17 protein-coding genes are annotated in these 13,981 nt (G+C 72.4%); 6 read left to right on the forward strand and 11 right to left on the reverse strand.

Features of this window, described 5'->3' with window-relative positions; translation table 11 throughout:
- Positions 1–559: 559 nt before the first annotated feature.
- Positions 560–1,852: a tyrosine--tRNA ligase gene (gene tyrS, locus AB0C01_RS00005; protein WP_357570238.1), complete on the reverse strand. Its 1,293-nt coding sequence runs from the start codon at positions 1,850–1,852 to the stop codon at positions 560–562.
- Between the two features lie 106 nt (positions 1,853–1,958).
- Here tyrS and AB0C01_RS00010 point away from each other — a divergent pair, with 106 nt between their 5' ends.
- Positions 1,959–2,342: a PaaI family thioesterase gene (locus AB0C01_RS00010; RefSeq protein WP_357254945.1), complete on the forward strand. Its 384-nt coding sequence runs from the start codon at positions 1,959–1,961 to the stop codon at positions 2,340–2,342.
- A gap of 19 nt (positions 2,343–2,361) precedes the next feature.
- Here the strand turns inward: AB0C01_RS00010 and AB0C01_RS00015 are convergent, their stop codons facing one another.
- The 5 genes from AB0C01_RS00015 to AB0C01_RS00035 all read right to left on the reverse strand — a co-directional run bounded on the left by AB0C01_RS00015 (position 2,362) and on the right by AB0C01_RS00035 (position 7,112).
- Complete coding sequence (locus tag AB0C01_RS00015) at positions 2,362–3,693, reverse strand: hemolysin family protein (RefSeq protein WP_357569813.1); 1,332 nt, start codon at positions 3,691–3,693, stop codon at positions 2,362–2,364.
- Between the two features lie 204 nt (positions 3,694–3,897).
- A complete protein-coding gene (locus AB0C01_RS00020; RefSeq protein WP_357254928.1) occupies positions 3,898–4,539 on the reverse strand; it encodes a hypothetical protein in 642 nt (213 codons plus the stop codon).
- A gap of 9 nt (positions 4,540–4,548) precedes the next feature.
- A complete protein-coding gene (locus tag AB0C01_RS00025; RefSeq protein ID WP_357254927.1) occupies positions 4,549–5,049 on the reverse strand; it encodes a GNAT family N-acetyltransferase in 501 nt (166 codons plus the stop codon).
- Positions 5,050–5,087: 38 nt separating this feature from the next.
- Positions 5,088–6,563 (reverse strand): serine hydrolase domain-containing protein, encoded by a 1,476-nt coding sequence (locus AB0C01_RS00030; protein WP_357569814.1) that lies wholly within the window; start codon positions 6,561–6,563, stop codon positions 5,088–5,090.
- Positions 6,564–6,608: 45 nt separating this feature from the next.
- Positions 6,609–7,112 (reverse strand): winged helix-turn-helix domain-containing protein, encoded by a 504-nt coding sequence (locus AB0C01_RS00035; protein ID WP_357569815.1) that lies wholly within the window; start codon positions 7,110–7,112, stop codon positions 6,609–6,611.
- Positions 7,113–7,238: 126 nt separating this feature from the next.
- Between AB0C01_RS00035 and AB0C01_RS00040 the strand changes: the two genes are divergently transcribed.
- The gene (locus AB0C01_RS00040; protein WP_357569816.1) at positions 7,239–8,111 is read left to right on the forward strand and encodes a universal stress protein; all 873 of its coding nucleotides are present in this window, start codon (positions 7,239–7,241) and stop codon (positions 8,109–8,111) included.
- Here AB0C01_RS00040 and AB0C01_RS00045 read toward each other — a convergent pair.
- From AB0C01_RS00045 to AB0C01_RS00065, 5 genes are all read right to left on the reverse strand, one after another.
- Positions 8,104–8,739, reverse strand: coding sequence for an FMN reductase (locus AB0C01_RS00045; protein WP_357254920.1), 636 nt, complete (start codon positions 8,737–8,739; stop codon positions 8,104–8,106). The two genes, AB0C01_RS00040 and AB0C01_RS00045, sit on opposite strands and share 8 nt — an antisense overlap.
- The gene (locus AB0C01_RS00050) at positions 8,736–9,878 is read right to left on the reverse strand and encodes an LLM class flavin-dependent oxidoreductase (protein WP_357254918.1); all 1,143 of its coding nucleotides are present in this window, start codon (positions 9,876–9,878) and stop codon (positions 8,736–8,738) included. The genes AB0C01_RS00045 and AB0C01_RS00050 overlap by 4 nt, the downstream gene beginning before the upstream one ends.
- Before the next feature lie 159 nt (positions 9,879–10,037).
- Positions 10,038–10,313: a ubiquitin-like small modifier protein 1 gene (locus AB0C01_RS00055; RefSeq protein ID WP_357254916.1), complete on the reverse strand. Its 276-nt coding sequence runs from the start codon at positions 10,311–10,313 to the stop codon at positions 10,038–10,040.
- Positions 10,314–10,315: 2 nt separating this feature from the next.
- Complete coding sequence (locus tag AB0C01_RS00060) at positions 10,316–11,446, reverse strand: exo-alpha-sialidase (protein ID WP_357254914.1); 1,131 nt, start codon at positions 11,444–11,446, stop codon at positions 10,316–10,318.
- Positions 11,447–11,483: 37 nt separating this feature from the next.
- Complete coding sequence (locus AB0C01_RS00065) at positions 11,484–12,125, reverse strand: DNA-3-methyladenine glycosylase (RefSeq protein ID WP_357254912.1); 642 nt, start codon at positions 12,123–12,125, stop codon at positions 11,484–11,486.
- 176 nt (positions 12,126–12,301) lie between these two features.
- Between AB0C01_RS00065 and AB0C01_RS00070 the strand changes: the two genes are divergently transcribed.
- The 4 genes from AB0C01_RS00070 to AB0C01_RS00085 all read left to right on the forward strand — a co-directional run bounded on the left by AB0C01_RS00070 (position 12,302) and on the right by AB0C01_RS00085 (position 13,952).
- Positions 12,302–12,757, forward strand: coding sequence for a hypothetical protein (locus tag AB0C01_RS00070; RefSeq protein WP_357254910.1), 456 nt, complete (start codon positions 12,302–12,304; stop codon positions 12,755–12,757).
- An 86-nt stretch (positions 12,758–12,843) separates the two neighbouring features.
- Positions 12,844–13,269, forward strand: coding sequence for a DNA-binding protein (locus AB0C01_RS00075; protein WP_357254909.1), 426 nt, complete (start codon positions 12,844–12,846; stop codon positions 13,267–13,269).
- 15 nt (positions 13,270–13,284) lie between these two features.
- On the forward strand, positions 13,285–13,416 hold the full coding sequence (locus tag AB0C01_RS00080; RefSeq protein WP_357569817.1) for a hypothetical protein: 132 nt from the start codon (positions 13,285–13,287) through the stop codon (positions 13,414–13,416).
- Positions 13,417–13,598: 182 nt separating this feature from the next.
- Positions 13,599–13,952, forward strand: a complete 354-nt coding sequence (locus AB0C01_RS00085) for an MmcQ/YjbR family DNA-binding protein (protein ID WP_357569818.1) — start codon at positions 13,599–13,601, stop codon at positions 13,950–13,952.
- The last annotated feature ends 29 nt before the right edge of the window (positions 13,953–13,981 follow it).

Here is a 13,981-nt window from a genome sequence, read left to right on the forward strand (position 1 = left end):
TATAAATCATAATTGGCACTGGCTTTACAAGCACCCTGTTGAGTTCTCAAAGAACAACCACACACCGACCAGAAGCCCCACCTCAGTGGAACCCCAACCGGGGCTTTTCGTACCGTGTCCCTTAGCGCTTTCCAGCGCCAGGCACTTTTACTACGTTACCCGCTCGTTTCCGCCGTGTCAAACCGGTGTTTCGCGGTTCGTCGTGCTTCATTCGGTAATGCGGGCACCATGGCTCGACCGGCTTGCGCCGCTCTCGTCACGGATTCGGCAGGCCGGCCGCTGCGGTCTCCCGCAAGCTCGCCCGGTGCCCTGCCGGTTGGTAACCATACCCGGTCGGTTTCGCCGCACCAAATCCGCCTCGCGGCGTTTCTGGCGGCACCTCCCGGTCCGGGATCCGGTGGGCAAGCCCGCCGGCCCGAGGCCGTTTGTCCTGCGCTCCGGCCGTCTCAGGCTTTCGCCTGTTTCGTCCGTTCCGCGCTGGCAGAGAGAAAGTTACGCGTCCGGCGGGATGATCGTCAAATCCGCCGGACGCGTCCCCGGTCACATCGTCGACAGTCGACTATTCGCCCAGCTCAACGCCCGCGAACGAGCGCTTGCCGCGACGCAGCACCAGGTATCGCCCGTGCAGCAGATCGGTCGCCGACACCCCGGCGTCCACCTCGGTCACCCGATTGTTGTTGACGTAGGCGCCACCCTCGGCGATCACCCGGCGGGCCTCCTTGAGCCCACTGACGAGCCCGGAGTCCCGCAACAGCCCGGCGACATCCGGCAACTCGCCGGAGAGACGCACCAGGCCGGCCTCGGTCAACGCCGCACGCAGCGTCTCCGGGGCCAGGTCGTCGAGCGACCCGCGGCCGAAGAGTGCCTGACTGGCGGCGACCGCCTGTCGGGTCTCCTCGGCGCCGTGCACCAGGGTGGTCAGCTCCTCGGCGAGCGCGCGCTGCGCCAGGCGCGCCGCCGGCCGCTCGGCCGTCGCCTTCGCCAGCTCCTCCAACTCGTCACGTGTCCGGAAGCTGAAGTAGCGCAGGTAGCGGTCGACCTCTCGGTCCTCGACGTTGAGCCAGAACTGGTAGAACGCGTACGGGCTGGTCATCGTGGGGTCGAGCCAGACGGCGCCCCCCTCGCTCTTGCCGAACTTCGTACCGTCGGACTTGGTGACCAGCGGCGTGGTGAACGCCTGCACCGGCCCGGCGCCCCGCCGGCGGACGTAGTCGACGCCGGCGGTGATGTTGCCCCACTGGTCGGAGCCACCGAACTGGAGCTGACAGCCGTGCCGGCGGTGCAGCTCGAAGAAGTCGTTGCCCTGCAGCAGCTGGTAGCTGAACTCGGTGAAGCTGATGCCCGTCTCGAGTCGGGCCCGCACCACCTCCCGCGCGAGCATCTTGTTGACCGGGAAATGCTTGCCCACGTCGCGCAGGAACTCGACGATCGACATCTCGCCGGTCCAGTCCAGGTTGTTGACCAACTGCGCCGCGTTGTCCCCGGTGTACGACACGAAGGGCGCGAGCTGTTCGCGGATGCGCTCGACCCAGCCGGCGATCACCTCGGGCGGGTTGAGCGTCCGCTCGGCGCTCTCCTTCGGGTCACCGATCTGCCCGGTGGCCCCGCCGACCAGCAGCAACGGGCGGTGGCCGGCGAGTTGCAGCCGGCGGGCCATGAGGACCTGCATGAGGTTGCCGACGTGCAGGCTCGGCGCGGTGGGGTCGAAGCCCACGTAATAGGTGGCGGCCGTCCCCCCGTCGAGCAGCTCGCGCAGCTCGTCGAGGCCTGTCGAGTCCTGGATGAGGCCACGCCAGAGCAGGTCGTCGGTCAGGGAGTCCCGCCCGGAGGGCGGGGGGCTGCTGTCGGTCACGGTCACCGATTCTCCCCCATCGCCGGCACCGACCCGTACCGGGTTTGCCGCAACCCGCCCCGGTTAGGCTTGCGCCCCGTTGATCGAGGAGGGATTTGCCGTGGAGATGCCGGATCTGACGGGTGGTTTCGTCGCCCTGCTCGGCCTGACGTTCGAGGAGGCGTCCGCCGACCGGGTGGTCATCAGCTGGCAGGTCCGACCGGAGCTGCACCAGCCGTTCGGCATCCAGCACGGCGGGGTGTACTGCTCGGTGGTGGAGACCGCGGCCAGTGTGGGTGGCTCCCTCTGGCTGGCCGACCGGGGCACGGTGGTCGGCGTGTCGAACCAGACCGACTTCCTGCGGGCCGTCCGGGACGGGAAGCTGACCGCGGTCGGCACCCCCGTGCACCGGGGCCGCAGCCAGCAGCTCTGGCAGGTGGAGATCACCGACGCCGACGAGCGGCTGGTCGCCCGCGGTCAGGTGCGACTCCAGAACCTCTCGCGCGACTGAGCGGCGGCACCCGGACGGTTCAGCTGCGGGCCTCGTCCAGCACCGGCTCCGCCGCCTGGTCGGCGTCGGGGTCGGTGTCATCGGGTACCCGGCTGACCCGTACCTCGGTGATCGCCCGGTGGTCGATGCCGGCCACCACCAGCACCCAGCCGTCCAGGGTGACGTCCTCGCCGGCGACGGTGGGGATGTGCCCGAGGCGGGCCAGCACCAGCCCGGCGACCGTGGTGTAGTCGCCGTCCGGACGCGACGGCAGCTCGACGCCGATGTCCGGGAGGTCGTGCACCGGGAAGGTGCCGGGCAGCAGCAGCGCGCCGTCCGGGTCGCGCCGCACCGAGCGCACGTCCCGGTCGGTCTCGTCGTAGATCTCGCCGACGATCTCCTCCAGGATGTCCTCCAGCGTGACGATGCCGTCGACCGCGCCGCGCTCGTCCACGACGAGCGCGATGTGCTGGCGCTCGGCCTTGAACTGGCGCAACGCGTCCACCACCGGCAGCGAGTCGGGCAACAGCATCGGGGGGCGGGCGATCTCGTCGACCGGGCGGTCGTCGGGCACGCCCACCAGATCGCGCAGGTGGATCACGCCGGCCGTGTCGTCCAGGCCGCCGTGGCGCACGACCGGCGCGCGGGAGTGCCCGGTGGCGGCCAGCACGAGCCGCGCGGCCTCCGCGGTGGTCCCGCTGTCGAGCGTGAAGACCTGCAACCGGGGTACGAGGACAGCCCGCAACCGTCGGTCGGCGATCTCCACGGCGCCGGCGATGATGGTGCGTTGTTCCTTGGTGAAGCCGTGGTTGCCGGCGACGATGTCGCGCAGCTCGTCCGGGCCGATCTCCTCCGGCTGGTGTTTCGGGTTGAGCCCGACCAGGCGGACGACCACGTCGCTGGTGGCGCCGAGCGCCCAGACGGCCGGCCGGGTGAAGCTGGCGAGCAGATCGAGCGGGCGGGCCACCAGTAGTGCCCAGCGCTCGGCGGACTGCATGGCGATCCGCTTGGGGGCCAGCTCGCCGAAGACCAGGGTGACGAAGGTCAGCGCGAGGGTGACCACCACGATGGCCACCGTCTCGGCGGCGCTGCCGAACATTCCGAGCAGCGGGACGAGCGGCTTGGCCAGCGAGACCGCCGCGGCGGCGGAGGCCAGGAAGCCGGCGAGGGTGATGCCGATCTGGATGGTGGCCAGGAAGCGGTTCGGGTCCTTGGCGAGGCGGGCCAGCACCCGCCCGGCGCGACTGGTGCGCTCCAACCGCTGGATCTGACTGTCCCGCAGCGACACCAGCGCCATCTCGCTGCCGGCGAAGAGCGCGTTGATCACGACCAGGATTCCGACCAGGGCCAGTTGGCTCCCGTAGCTCTGCACGCCCGGTTCGCTCCCTCGTGGTGGTGGCACCGGCCGGTACGCGCGGTGCCCGCCGGTCGGCGAGCCCGCCCGGCGTAGGCGTGTGTTTGCCCCGTCCGGTGCCCGCCGAATCCTGCCCCGGTGAGGCTACGCCGGATCGGGCGTCGGTGACGCTACGCCGGATCGGGCGTCGGTGACGCTGCGCCGGATCGGTCGCGGGTGACGCTACGCCGGATCGGCGGCCGGGGTCGCCGGCAGGTCGAGGACGTACGAGTCGCCGTCCGGGCGGAAGCCGAGCCGGTGGTAGTACGGGGCGACCATCCGGGGCGGGCTGACCACCCGACGGAAGCCTCGTTCGGTGAACAGGTGGCTGCGTCGGTAGACGAACTCGCCCGGGGTGAAGTCACGGAACCTGGGGGTCACGTAGTCCAGGTCGATCTGGGCGACGCCGTGCGCCTCGGCGTGCGACAGCACCACGCCCACCACCTCGTCGGCGGTGACCACCAGGAAGGCGGATCGTCCCGACGCGTCCGGGTCCCAGTGGAAGTCGGGGTTGAACCGGGCGATGTCGCCGGCGTGCACCCGCAGCGTGTGCGCGAGGAACTGGTCGCCGACACCGACCTCGACCACCTGGTAGGTCTTCTCGTCGTGCCGGGTGGCGAGCATCCCGCGCAGGTACCAGATGTTGATCGCCGCGAGCACGACGTTGAGCCCGACGCCGGGCCAGACCTCGATCGCGGCGTTGTAGCCGATCAGCACGAAGCAGCCGACGAGGTTGAGCGCCCGCAACCGCAGGATGCGCGACTGCAGCAGCGACCAGACCAGCACCGCGGAGCCGGCCCAGCCGACCAGATCCAACCAGTTCACCCCGCGAGACTAGTGCCCGCCCAGGTCAGGGGCGTCGGCGGGCAGCTCCAACAGCCACTCCTCGACGTCTTCGCCGCGACCGTTGGCGTACCCCGAGTCCTCGCCGACCACCACGAAGCCGCACTTGCGCAGGACCGCGAGGGACGCGGCGTTGTCCTTGACGGCGCGGGCGTGCACCGGTCGGGGCACCTCGCGCAGCAGCGCGGTCAGGGCCGCGGTGGCGTGCCCCCGGCCCCAGCGGGCCGGGTCGATCCAGTAGCTGACCTCGGTCCTGCCCTCGGCGGGGAAGGCGCTCACGTAGCCGACCACCTCGCCGTCGACCTCGACGGTGCGGACCCGGTTCGCCGGGTTGGTGAGCACCCGGGCCCAGTGCTGGGCGAACTCCCGACGGTCGGACGGGTCCTTGGCGACGAAGGCCGCCATCCGGTTGGCCTCCGGGTCCTGCTGGAACAGGAAGAACTCGACGAGGTCGTCCTCCTGGACCGGGCGCAACCGCAGATCAGGGGTCATCGGACGAGGGTACGCAACGGCGAGCCCGCGCCGCGCGCTCAGTCGCTCACGGCGGCGACCGCCAGCACGGCGGCGAGCAGGGAGCTGCCCACCGACAGCAGGCGGCGCCACGGCACCCGCGCGTTGACCACCGGCAGGGCGGACCACCGGGTCACGGCCAGTGCGGCCCCCGCCGCGGACAAGCCGGCGCCGAGCGGCCAGAGCCAGACCGGCACCACCGACCAGTCGCCCATCCGGTGCGCCAGCCCGAGATAGGCGAACGCCCACACCACCGCCGCCACCAGGGTCACCCGGTCCAGTTCGCGGCGGCGGGCGGTGCCGAGCAGGGACAGGCCGCCGAGGAAGCTGAGCGCCACCGCGAGACCGGCGCCGATCCAGACCGGAGCCGCCGGTGCCGCCCCTCCAGCCTCCTTCTCCGGTACGCCGAGCAGTCGCAGCCCGATCGGCTCGACGCCCTTGTCGGTGTTGCCGAGGACCACCACCGCCCGGCCGGTGGCCCGTTCGAGGCCAATGTAGGACCGGAACCCGCCGGTCGCGCCGTTGTGCCAAACCACCTCGTGGTCGCCGTGCCGGGTGGTGAACCAGCCGTACCCGACGTGGGTGTTCTCGTCCTCGCGGAAGCGGGCGGTGGTGGCGTCGGTGCCGGGCGCGGTGCCGGCGAGGGTCGCGGCGGCCAGCCGGCCCAGATCTTCGGCGGTGGACCAGGGGCCGACGCCGGCCGGGGCGTAGCCCACTCCGGACCAGGGGTCGAGTGCCCGGCCGGCGGCCCGGCCGCCGTGGGCGCGGCCGGCCGGCAGGTCGTCGGCGTGGGTGGCGATCACCGTGGCGTTCATGCCGAGCGGTCGGAGCAGCCGGGACCGCAGCAGATCGGCGTACGCGACGCCGGCCTTCGCGGCGAGCGCGTGACCGAGCACGGACGGCCCGACGTTGGAGTAGTGGACGTCGCCGCGCTCGTCGTCGTCGGGGGTGACCCGGTCGGCGGCGCTCCGGATGGCGTCGACGTCCTGCCCGGCGTACGGGTTGCCACCGGACACGTTGGACCAGAGGATGCGAGCCCAGCCCAGGATGCCGCCGGGGGCGAGGCGGGGCAGGCCGGCGCGGTGGCTGGCCAACTCGGCGAGCGTCACCTCGCGGGCGGGGCCGGCGACGGTGGGCCAGGTGGCGCCGAGGGGGTCGTCGGGGCGGACGACCCCGGCGGCGACCTGGTCGGCCAGGAGCATGCCGGTGAGCACCTTGGTGACCGAGCCGATCTCGAACGAGGTGCCGGGCTCGACCGGCCGGCCGGTCGGGTCCCGGTCGCCCAGGCCGGCGGTACGGATGCGACCGTTCTCGACCAGGGCGACGGCGAGCCCGCGGTGCCCCGACGGGTCGCGCACGGCGGACCGTGCGGCGGCGGCCAGATCGGCGTCCCCGGTGGCCTGTGCGCTGAGGCGGGCCACCCGGGGCATCAGCGCGATCCCGGCGACGCCGGCGACCAGTGCCGCGGCGAGGGTGATCGCGGTCGTCCTGCGCATGGTGCTTCTCCCTGCTGTTCGGGCGGTCGGTGCGGTGGGGGCGGTTCAGCGACCGGCGGCGGTGAGGATGGTGAGCAGCGGCACCACGCGTTCGGCGGGGACGGACCACCGCCCTCGGCCGACGCTGCGCAGCCAACCGGCGGCGGTGATCTGGCGCAGGTGGTGGTGGAGCTGGCCGGTCGTGCCCAGTTCCTCGATCTCGGCCAGCTCGCTGGTGCTCTGGCGACCGTCGAGGATCTCGCGCAGCAGCCGCAGCCGCACCGGGTGGGCCAGCGCGGAGAGCGTGGCGGACAGCTCGGTCCAGTCGGCGGCGAGCACGTCGTCGACGGTGCGGCCGTACTGCCAGTCGTAGTGCTGGCCGGCGACGCGGACGGTGCCGGTGTAGAGGACCGCGCCGGTGCCGTCGGGCGGCAGGCGCTGCTTGAGGCCGTCGAGGGCCCAGAAGGCGCCTTCGGACGCGGCCGGTGCCGTCGATGCCGGCGTCAGTCGTTCACTCAGGGCGGTGATCTGCGCTTCCAGGGCGGCCAGCCGCTCTTCCACTGTGCTCATGTGGAGATAGTACGTACTAACGTACTTCCGAGCAAACTCTGTCTCCGGCGTCGGCGATCCGTGGCGAGCGCGCCGCCACCGAGGCAGGAAGATGAAGGGGGCAACCGACCGACCCAGGGAGCGCCGATGAACCGACCCGTCGTGGTGGGCGTGGACGGATCGTCGTCCAGCCTGGTCGCCGCGGAGCACGCGGCCCGCGCCGCACTGCTCCGGTCCCGGCCGCTGCTCCTGCTGCACGGATACCTGCACCCATTCGGCTACGGCATCCCGCTCAACCCGTACGACATCGGGATGCCGGTGCCGTCCGAGGAGGCGCAGCGGATGTTGGAGACCACGGCGGCCGACCTGACCGACCGCTGGCCCGGCCTGGTCGTCGAGGTGCGTCAGGTAGCCGGCGGCCCCGGCATCACGCTGATCGAGGAGTCCCGCCAGGCCGAGTTGGTCGTGGTGGGCAGTCGAGGGCTCGGCGGGTTCGCCGGGCTGCTGCTCGGCTCGGTCGGCACGCAGGTGGCCGCGCACGCGCACTGCCCGGTGCTGGTGGTCCGCCCGGACGAGCAGCCGATCCCGGTGGACGGGCCGGTGCTGGTCGGGGTCGACGGCTCCGAGTCGTCCCGGCTGGCGACGGGCTACGGCGCCGACGAGGCAGCGCGGCGGGAGGTGCCGCTGGTGCTGGTGCACGTCGGCCCGGCGGCCGGGGACCGGGCGGTGCCGGAGGAGATCGAGGAGTCGCAGGCCGTGTACCAGGCCGAGGCGGTGCGGCTACTGGCCGACGCGTCCGCCGCGGTACGCGCCGCGCACCCCGACCTGGTGGTGCGGGAGCATCCGGTCCGGGCGGCCGGCCCGGTCCAGGGGCTCATCGAGGCCAGCGGCACGGCGTCGCTGCTGGTCGTGGGCACCCGGGGCCGGGCCGGATTCGCGGGCCTGTTGCTCGGGTCGGTCAGTCAGGCGGTGATCCAGCACGCGCACTGCCCGGTGCTGGTCGCCCACCCGGTCAGCTGACCGGCGCGTCGTCGGATCGGCCGAGCATCTGCAGGAAGTCGGTGGTGAGGGCGAACGGGTCGGCGGGGCCGCTGGTCGGCGGCCGGCGCTCGATCTGGTCGGCCAGTTCACCGGCGGCGCGCCGGATCCGACCGCGCAGAGCGCCGTCCGCGGTGCCGTCGGACCAGTCCTCCGGTGCGGCGAAGACCGCGGTCGGGACGACCACCGACCGGAGGTAGGCGAACATCGGGCGGACGGCGTGCTCCAGAGCCAGGGAGTGCCGGGCGGTGCCGCCGGTGGCGCCGATCAGCACCGGCCGGTCGACGAGCGACTCGGAATCCAACACGTCGAAGAACGACTTGAACAGCCCGTTGTACGAGGCGCTGAAGATTGGGGTGACGGCGATGAGCCCGTCCGCCCCGGTCACCGTGTCGATGACGTCGCGCAGCGCGGTCGGCGGGAACCCGGTGAGCATGTTGTTGACCACGTCGTGGGCGTACTCCCGCAGGTCGACCACGTGCAGCTCCACCTCGGCGCCGCGCCGGACCAACTCGTCGCGGGTCGCCGCGGCGAGCTGGTCGGCGAGCAGCCGGGTCGACGAGGGCTGACTCAGCCCCGCCGAGACCACGGCCAGGGTGCGGTGGGTCATCGGGTCGCCCCCTCCGGTGCCTTGCCCGTGACGTCGTCGACGGCGTGCACGGTGCTGTCCTTGCCGCCGCCCGCGGCGGCGACCAGCGAGGCGTGCGTCGGCGCCGCCGGCACGTGCGCGGGACGCAGCGCCTCGAACTCCTTGCGCAGCACCGGCACCACCTCCTCACCCAGCAGGTCGAGCTGCTCCAGCACGGTCTTCAGCGGCAACCCCGCGTGGTCCACCAGGAACAGCTGCCGCTGGTAGTCACCGACGTACTCCCGGAAGCCCAACGTGCGGTCGATGACCTGCTGCGGGCTGCCCACGGTCAGCGGCGTCTCCCGGGTGAACTCCTCCAACGACGGCCCGTGCCCGTAGACCGGGGCGTTGTCGAAGTACGGCCGGAACTCGCGGACCGCGTCCTGCGAGTTGCGGCGCATGAACACCTGGCCACCGAGGCCGACGATCGCCTGGTCGGCGCTGCCGTGGCCGTAGTGCGCGTACCGCTGGCGGTAGAGCGCGACCATCCGCTGGGTGTGCTCCTTGGGCCAGAAGATGTGGTTGGCGAAGAAGCCGTCGCCGTAGTACGCGGCCTGCTCGGCGATCTCCGGGCTGCGGATCGAGCCGTGCCAGACGAACGGGGGCACGCCGTCGAGCGGGCGCGGCGTCGAGGTGAACGACTGCAACGGGGTGCGGTACTTGCCCTTCCAGTCGACCACGTCCTCGCGCCACAGCCGGTGCAGCAGGTCGTAGTTCTCGATGGCGAGGGGGATGCCGGCGCGGATGTCCTTGCCGAACCACGGGTAGACCGGGCCGGTGTTGCCGCGGCCCATCATCAGGTCCACCCGGCCGTCGGAGAGGTGCTGAAGCATCGCGTAGTCCTCGGCGATCTTCACCGGGTCGTTGGTGGTGATCAGCGTGGTGGCGGTGGACAGCAGCAGCCGCTCGGTGCGCGCCGCGATGTGGCCGAGCATGGTGGTCGGCGACGAGGGCACGAACGGCGGGTTGTGGTGCTCGCCCGCGGCGAAGACGTCCAGACCGACCTCTTCGGCCTTGAGCGCGATGGCGACCATGGCCTTGATCCGCTCATGCTCGGTCGGCTCCCGACCGGTGGTCGGGTCGACCGTGACGTCGCCGACGGTGAAGACTCCGAACTGCATGACCAGCTCCTCGCGTGTCAACCGGGTGCCGTCGTGGTACCCGGACGCAGCTCACAACTTATTTGACGACGCAACTATTCCGTGGCCGGCCCATCTCGCAGTGGCGCCGGTCACGCCCGATAACGGACACACCCCGCGTTGGCGGCGCCTATCACCAGCTCAGCCGCCGGCCACCGACGGGAGCACCTGCACCTCGGCGCCCTCGCCGACGGGCGTGGCCAGCCCACCCGAGTGCCGGCAATCCGCACCGTCGACATAGACGTTGACGTAGCGGCGCAGCTCGCCACGCTCGTCGCGGATCCGCCGGGCCAGCCGCGGATGCGCGACGGCCAACTCGTCGAGGACCGCCCGCAGCGTCCCGGTGGCGCCGACGCTCAGCCGACTGGCCCCGCCGGCCTCGCCCCGCAGCGGTCCGGGCAGCAGCACGGTGACCACGCTCAGACCCCCGCGGCCCGGACGCAGAGCACGTCCGGCAGGTGTGCCGCCACCAGGGACCAGGAGTCGCCCTCGTCGCGGCTGGCGTAGACCGAGCCGGAGCGGGTGCCGAAGTAGACCCCACCGGGAGCGGCGCCGTCGGCGCACATCGCGTCGCGCAGCACCGCCGGGTAGAACGGCCCCTCGGGCAACCCCACCGACAGCGGCTCCCACTTGCCGCCGGCGTCGGCGGAGCGGAACACCCGGCAGCGGTGGTCGGCCGGGAACCGCTCGCTGTCGGCCACCAACGGGAAGGTCCACACCATGCCGCCCCGCCCGGGGTGGGCCACCATCGGGAAGCCGAAGTCGCTGGGCAGCCCGTCGGCGATCGAGGACCAGGTGCGGCCGTCGTCGTCGGAACGGTAGACGCCGTGGTGGTTCTGCGCGTACAGCCGCTCGGGATCGGCCCCGTCCCGAGCGACCTTGTGCACGCACTGGCCGAACTCCGGCCACTCGTCGGGCATGAAGTAGGCGCGGATGCCGGTGTTGCCCGGCGCCCAACTCGCCCCGGCGTCCTCCGAGCGGTAGACGCCACCCGTGGACATCGCGACCAGCAGCCGGGCCGGGTCCCGCGGATGCGGCAGCACGGTGTGCACGGCCTGGCCGCCGAAGCCGGCGTCCCACTGCGGGCGGTGCGGGTGGTCCCAGAGGGAACGGACCAGCTCGAAGCTGCGGCCACCGTCGGCGGACCTGAACAGCGCCGACGGCTCGGTGCCGGCCCAGACCACGTCCGGCTGGTCGGGGCCGGCCGGCACCAACTGCCAGACCCGCCCGAGGGAGACGCCGGTGTCGGCCGGGAACGCGACCGGCGCCTCGTCCGGCTCGTCCCAGGAGGCGCCGAGGTCGTCGCTGGTGGCGACGCTGGGACCGAAGTGTGAGCTGGTCATCCCGACGAGCAGCCGCGGGGTGGACCGCCGGGTGTCGACCGCGACCGCGTAGACCCCGGTCATCGGAAAGTGCGGGCCGGTGATCTCCCAACCGCGCCGGTCATCGTCGCTGGTGGCGAGAAACAACCCCTTGGCCGTGCCGATCGCGAGCAGCGTCGCCATGATGTCCTCCGAACCGTCAATGAGCAGTTCGGTGATTATGGCCACACCCTCCGACACGTTCGCCGGACACACGCGCGCGGGATCAGCGCCGGGTGCGGGGCACGTGCCGGCGATACGCGCTGACCGTCGGATCGCCGTCGAGCCAGAACCGCCACGGCAGGTCGTGCGCGCCGGTCACCCCGACGCGCGGGCCGGCGACCACCGTCTCCGGCGGCACCGGCCGCGTCGGTGGGCGCAACCGGACCGGCCCGTCGCTAAGCAGGTACGCCCCGTACGCCTCGCGGTCGATGCCGAGCGCGGCACAGAGCCGGGCCGGCCCACGGGCCAGGTCCACGTCCCGGCGTACGGCCGGTCGACGGTCCCGAGCCTCGGTCAGGCCGTCGACGACCTGCCCCGCGCGCAGCAGGACCGCGGAAGCCTCCCCCTCGACACCTGTCACCACGTTCATGCACCAGTGCATCCCGTAGGTGAAGTAGACGTACGCGTGCCCGGCCGGCCCGAACATCACCGCGTTGCGGGGGGTGCGACCCCGGTGCGCGTGCGAGGCCTGATCCCCGGCCATGCCGGCGTACGCCTCGACCTCGGTGATCCGGACGGTGACGCCGCCCGCGTGCAACTCGCAGCCCAGCAGCCCACGCGCGGCCGGCAGCAGCGGGCCGGCGAGCAGGTCGGCCAGCGTCGCCAGGCCGGCGTCGGCGGAGCGGTCGTCCGACACGAGATCCATGGCTCCGACGGTACCCAGCATTCCGCCTGACCATCCCGCCGCCGGGTCCGGCCGGGCACCCGGAAGCCCTCCGGTGTTCATTCGTTCGTCATCCACCCGCGGAAACCCGCCCCACGACCGGCGGGTGTAACGAGTGTCGTCGCAGGGCGCGACGGCGCATCCGGAGAGGAACCACCATGAACGTACGCAGAATCCGTCGACCTCTCATCGCCATCGTCCTGGCCGCGGCAGGCGCCACGCTTGCCCTCGCCCCGTCGGCCAGTGCCAACGCCCCGCTGCGGGCGGGTGCCGCGGTCGACGGCGCCCCGCTGACCGCGGTCGCGCTCAGCGGCACCGGCAAGATCGACGCCAGCGGCGCGGCGGTCTTCGTCCCGATCACCCTGACCTGCTCGCAGCGCACCTCGGTCGACCTGACCGTCAAGGTCGCCCAGGCGATCGGGGACACGATGCGGACCGGCACGACCAGTCGGAAGGTGGTCTGCGACGCGACCACGCAGAAGGTCCGGATCGCCGTGACCGCGACGGAGCGCCCGTTCGCCCCCGGCGTGGCGTTCGGCGTGGTGACCGGCAACTCCTGCGACGCACTGTGCAACTCCCTCACCGACGAACACCGCTTCGAGCTGTCGCTCTGAGCCGCGGCGGGGCGGCGCGGCAAGACCGCACCGCCCCGCTTCAATAGTTTGTTGACAATCGTTCGTTGATAGACTGGGATCGGGGCATGACGACGGACGAGCTGTTCACCGCGCCGGACCCGTCCCGCGCCCGCGCCCACCGCACCCACGAGGCCCTGCAACGCATCAGCGAGCGGCACGCCGGGACCGACACCCAGCGCGGGCGCTGGGCCCACCCGTACGTGCTCGACCCGTGGGAGGCGGTCGCCCTGGTCACCGCACTGGCCGCCGGCGGAGCCGAGCGGGCACCGGCCGAGGAGCCGATCGACGCCGCCGACCTCACCGCCGCGCTGACGCTGCTGCCGCACGTCCGCGCCGAGCTGGACGCCCTGGAAGCCGGACTGTTGACGCTGGCCCGCGACCGGGGGCTGACCTGGCAGGCGATCGCGTACGGGCTGGGCCTGGGCAGCGCGCAGGCGGCCCGGCAGCGCTACGAGCGGGTCGCCGCCCGCTCAGCCGAGCAGAGCGCCTGACGGCCGCGCCCGTCCGTGTTCGACCGCGCCAAGATCGCGCTGGTCCGCGTCAAGATCGCGCTGGTCCGCGCCAAGATCGCGCTGGTCCGCGTCAAGATCGCGCTCGAACACGGAAGTAGTGGCCTCGACCGCGGCGGAGGCCACTAGATCCTGGATCGAGCACGATCTTGCGGGACGGGACGGGACGGGACGGGACGAGACGGGGCGGGGCGGGGCGGGGCGGGGCGGGGCGGGGCGGACCCAGAGCGGGCCGGGCCGGGCGGGATCGGCACGGCGCGCGTGCGACGGCGATTGGGCGGGCACACTGTGCGCACGACGAGGAGGCACCCATGGAGCGCGCGGAGATGCTGACGTACTGCCTGGCCAAGCCGGGAGCGTGGCTGGACCGGCCGTGGGAGGGCGACGAGGTGGTGAAGGTGGGCAGCCGGATCTTCGCGTTCCTCGGCAGCGGCGCGGGAAAGCCGACGGTCGGCATCAAGTGCGGGCCGACCCGGGAGATGGCCGACGAGTGGCTGCACCGGCACCCCGACGACGCCAAGGTGATGGCCTACATCGGCCGGTCCGGGTGGAACACGCTGCGCCTGGACGGCGGGATCGACGACGAGGAGTTGACCGAGGCGGTCGACGCGTCGTACGACATGGTGGTGGCGAAGCTCCCGAAGCGGGAGCGCCCGACGACCTGAACCGCCGCGGCGCCGGCGGCCAGCGCCGA

Origin of the sequence: Micromonospora sp. NPDC048905 (assembly GCF_040649655.1) — a bacterium.
In the GTDB taxonomy this organism is placed as follows: domain Bacteria; phylum Actinomycetota; class Actinomycetes; order Mycobacteriales; family Micromonosporaceae; genus Micromonospora.

Excerpts from the sequence above, each read along its gene's own strand:
- AB0C01_RS00025 (WP_357254927.1), bottom strand. The coding sequence starts at position 5,049 with ATGACCCCTGATCTGCGGTTGCGCCCGGTCCAGGAGGACGACCTCGTC.
- AB0C01_RS00075 (WP_357254909.1), top strand. The coding sequence starts at position 12,844 with ATGACGACGGACGAGCTGTTCACCGCGCCGGACCCGTCCCGCGCCCGC.
- AB0C01_RS00070 (WP_357254910.1), top strand. The coding sequence starts at position 12,302 with ATGAACGTACGCAGAATCCGTCGACCTCTCATCGCCATCGTCCTGGCC.
- AB0C01_RS00065 (WP_357254912.1), bottom strand. The coding sequence starts at position 12,125 with ATGGATCTCGTGTCGGACGACCGCTCCGCCGACGCCGGCCTGGCGACG.
- AB0C01_RS00050 (WP_357254918.1), bottom strand. The coding sequence starts at position 9,878 with ATGCAGTTCGGAGTCTTCACCGTCGGCGACGTCACGGTCGACCCGACC.
- AB0C01_RS00040 (WP_357569816.1), top strand. The coding sequence starts at position 7,239 with ATGAACCGACCCGTCGTGGTGGGCGTGGACGGATCGTCGTCCAGCCTG.
- AB0C01_RS00030 (WP_357569814.1), bottom strand. The coding sequence starts at position 6,563 with ATGCGCAGGACGACCGCGATCACCCTCGCCGCGGCACTGGTCGCCGGC.
- AB0C01_RS00085 (WP_357569818.1), top strand. The coding sequence starts at position 13,599 with ATGGAGCGCGCGGAGATGCTGACGTACTGCCTGGCCAAGCCGGGAGCG.
- AB0C01_RS00010 (WP_357254945.1), top strand. The coding sequence starts at position 1,959 with ATGCCGGATCTGACGGGTGGTTTCGTCGCCCTGCTCGGCCTGACGTTC.
- AB0C01_RS00035 (WP_357569815.1), bottom strand. The coding sequence starts at position 7,112 with ATGAGCACAGTGGAAGAGCGGCTGGCCGCCCTGGAAGCGCAGATCACC.
- AB0C01_RS00045 (WP_357254920.1), bottom strand. The coding sequence starts at position 8,739 with ATGACCCACCGCACCCTGGCCGTGGTCTCGGCGGGGCTGAGTCAGCCC.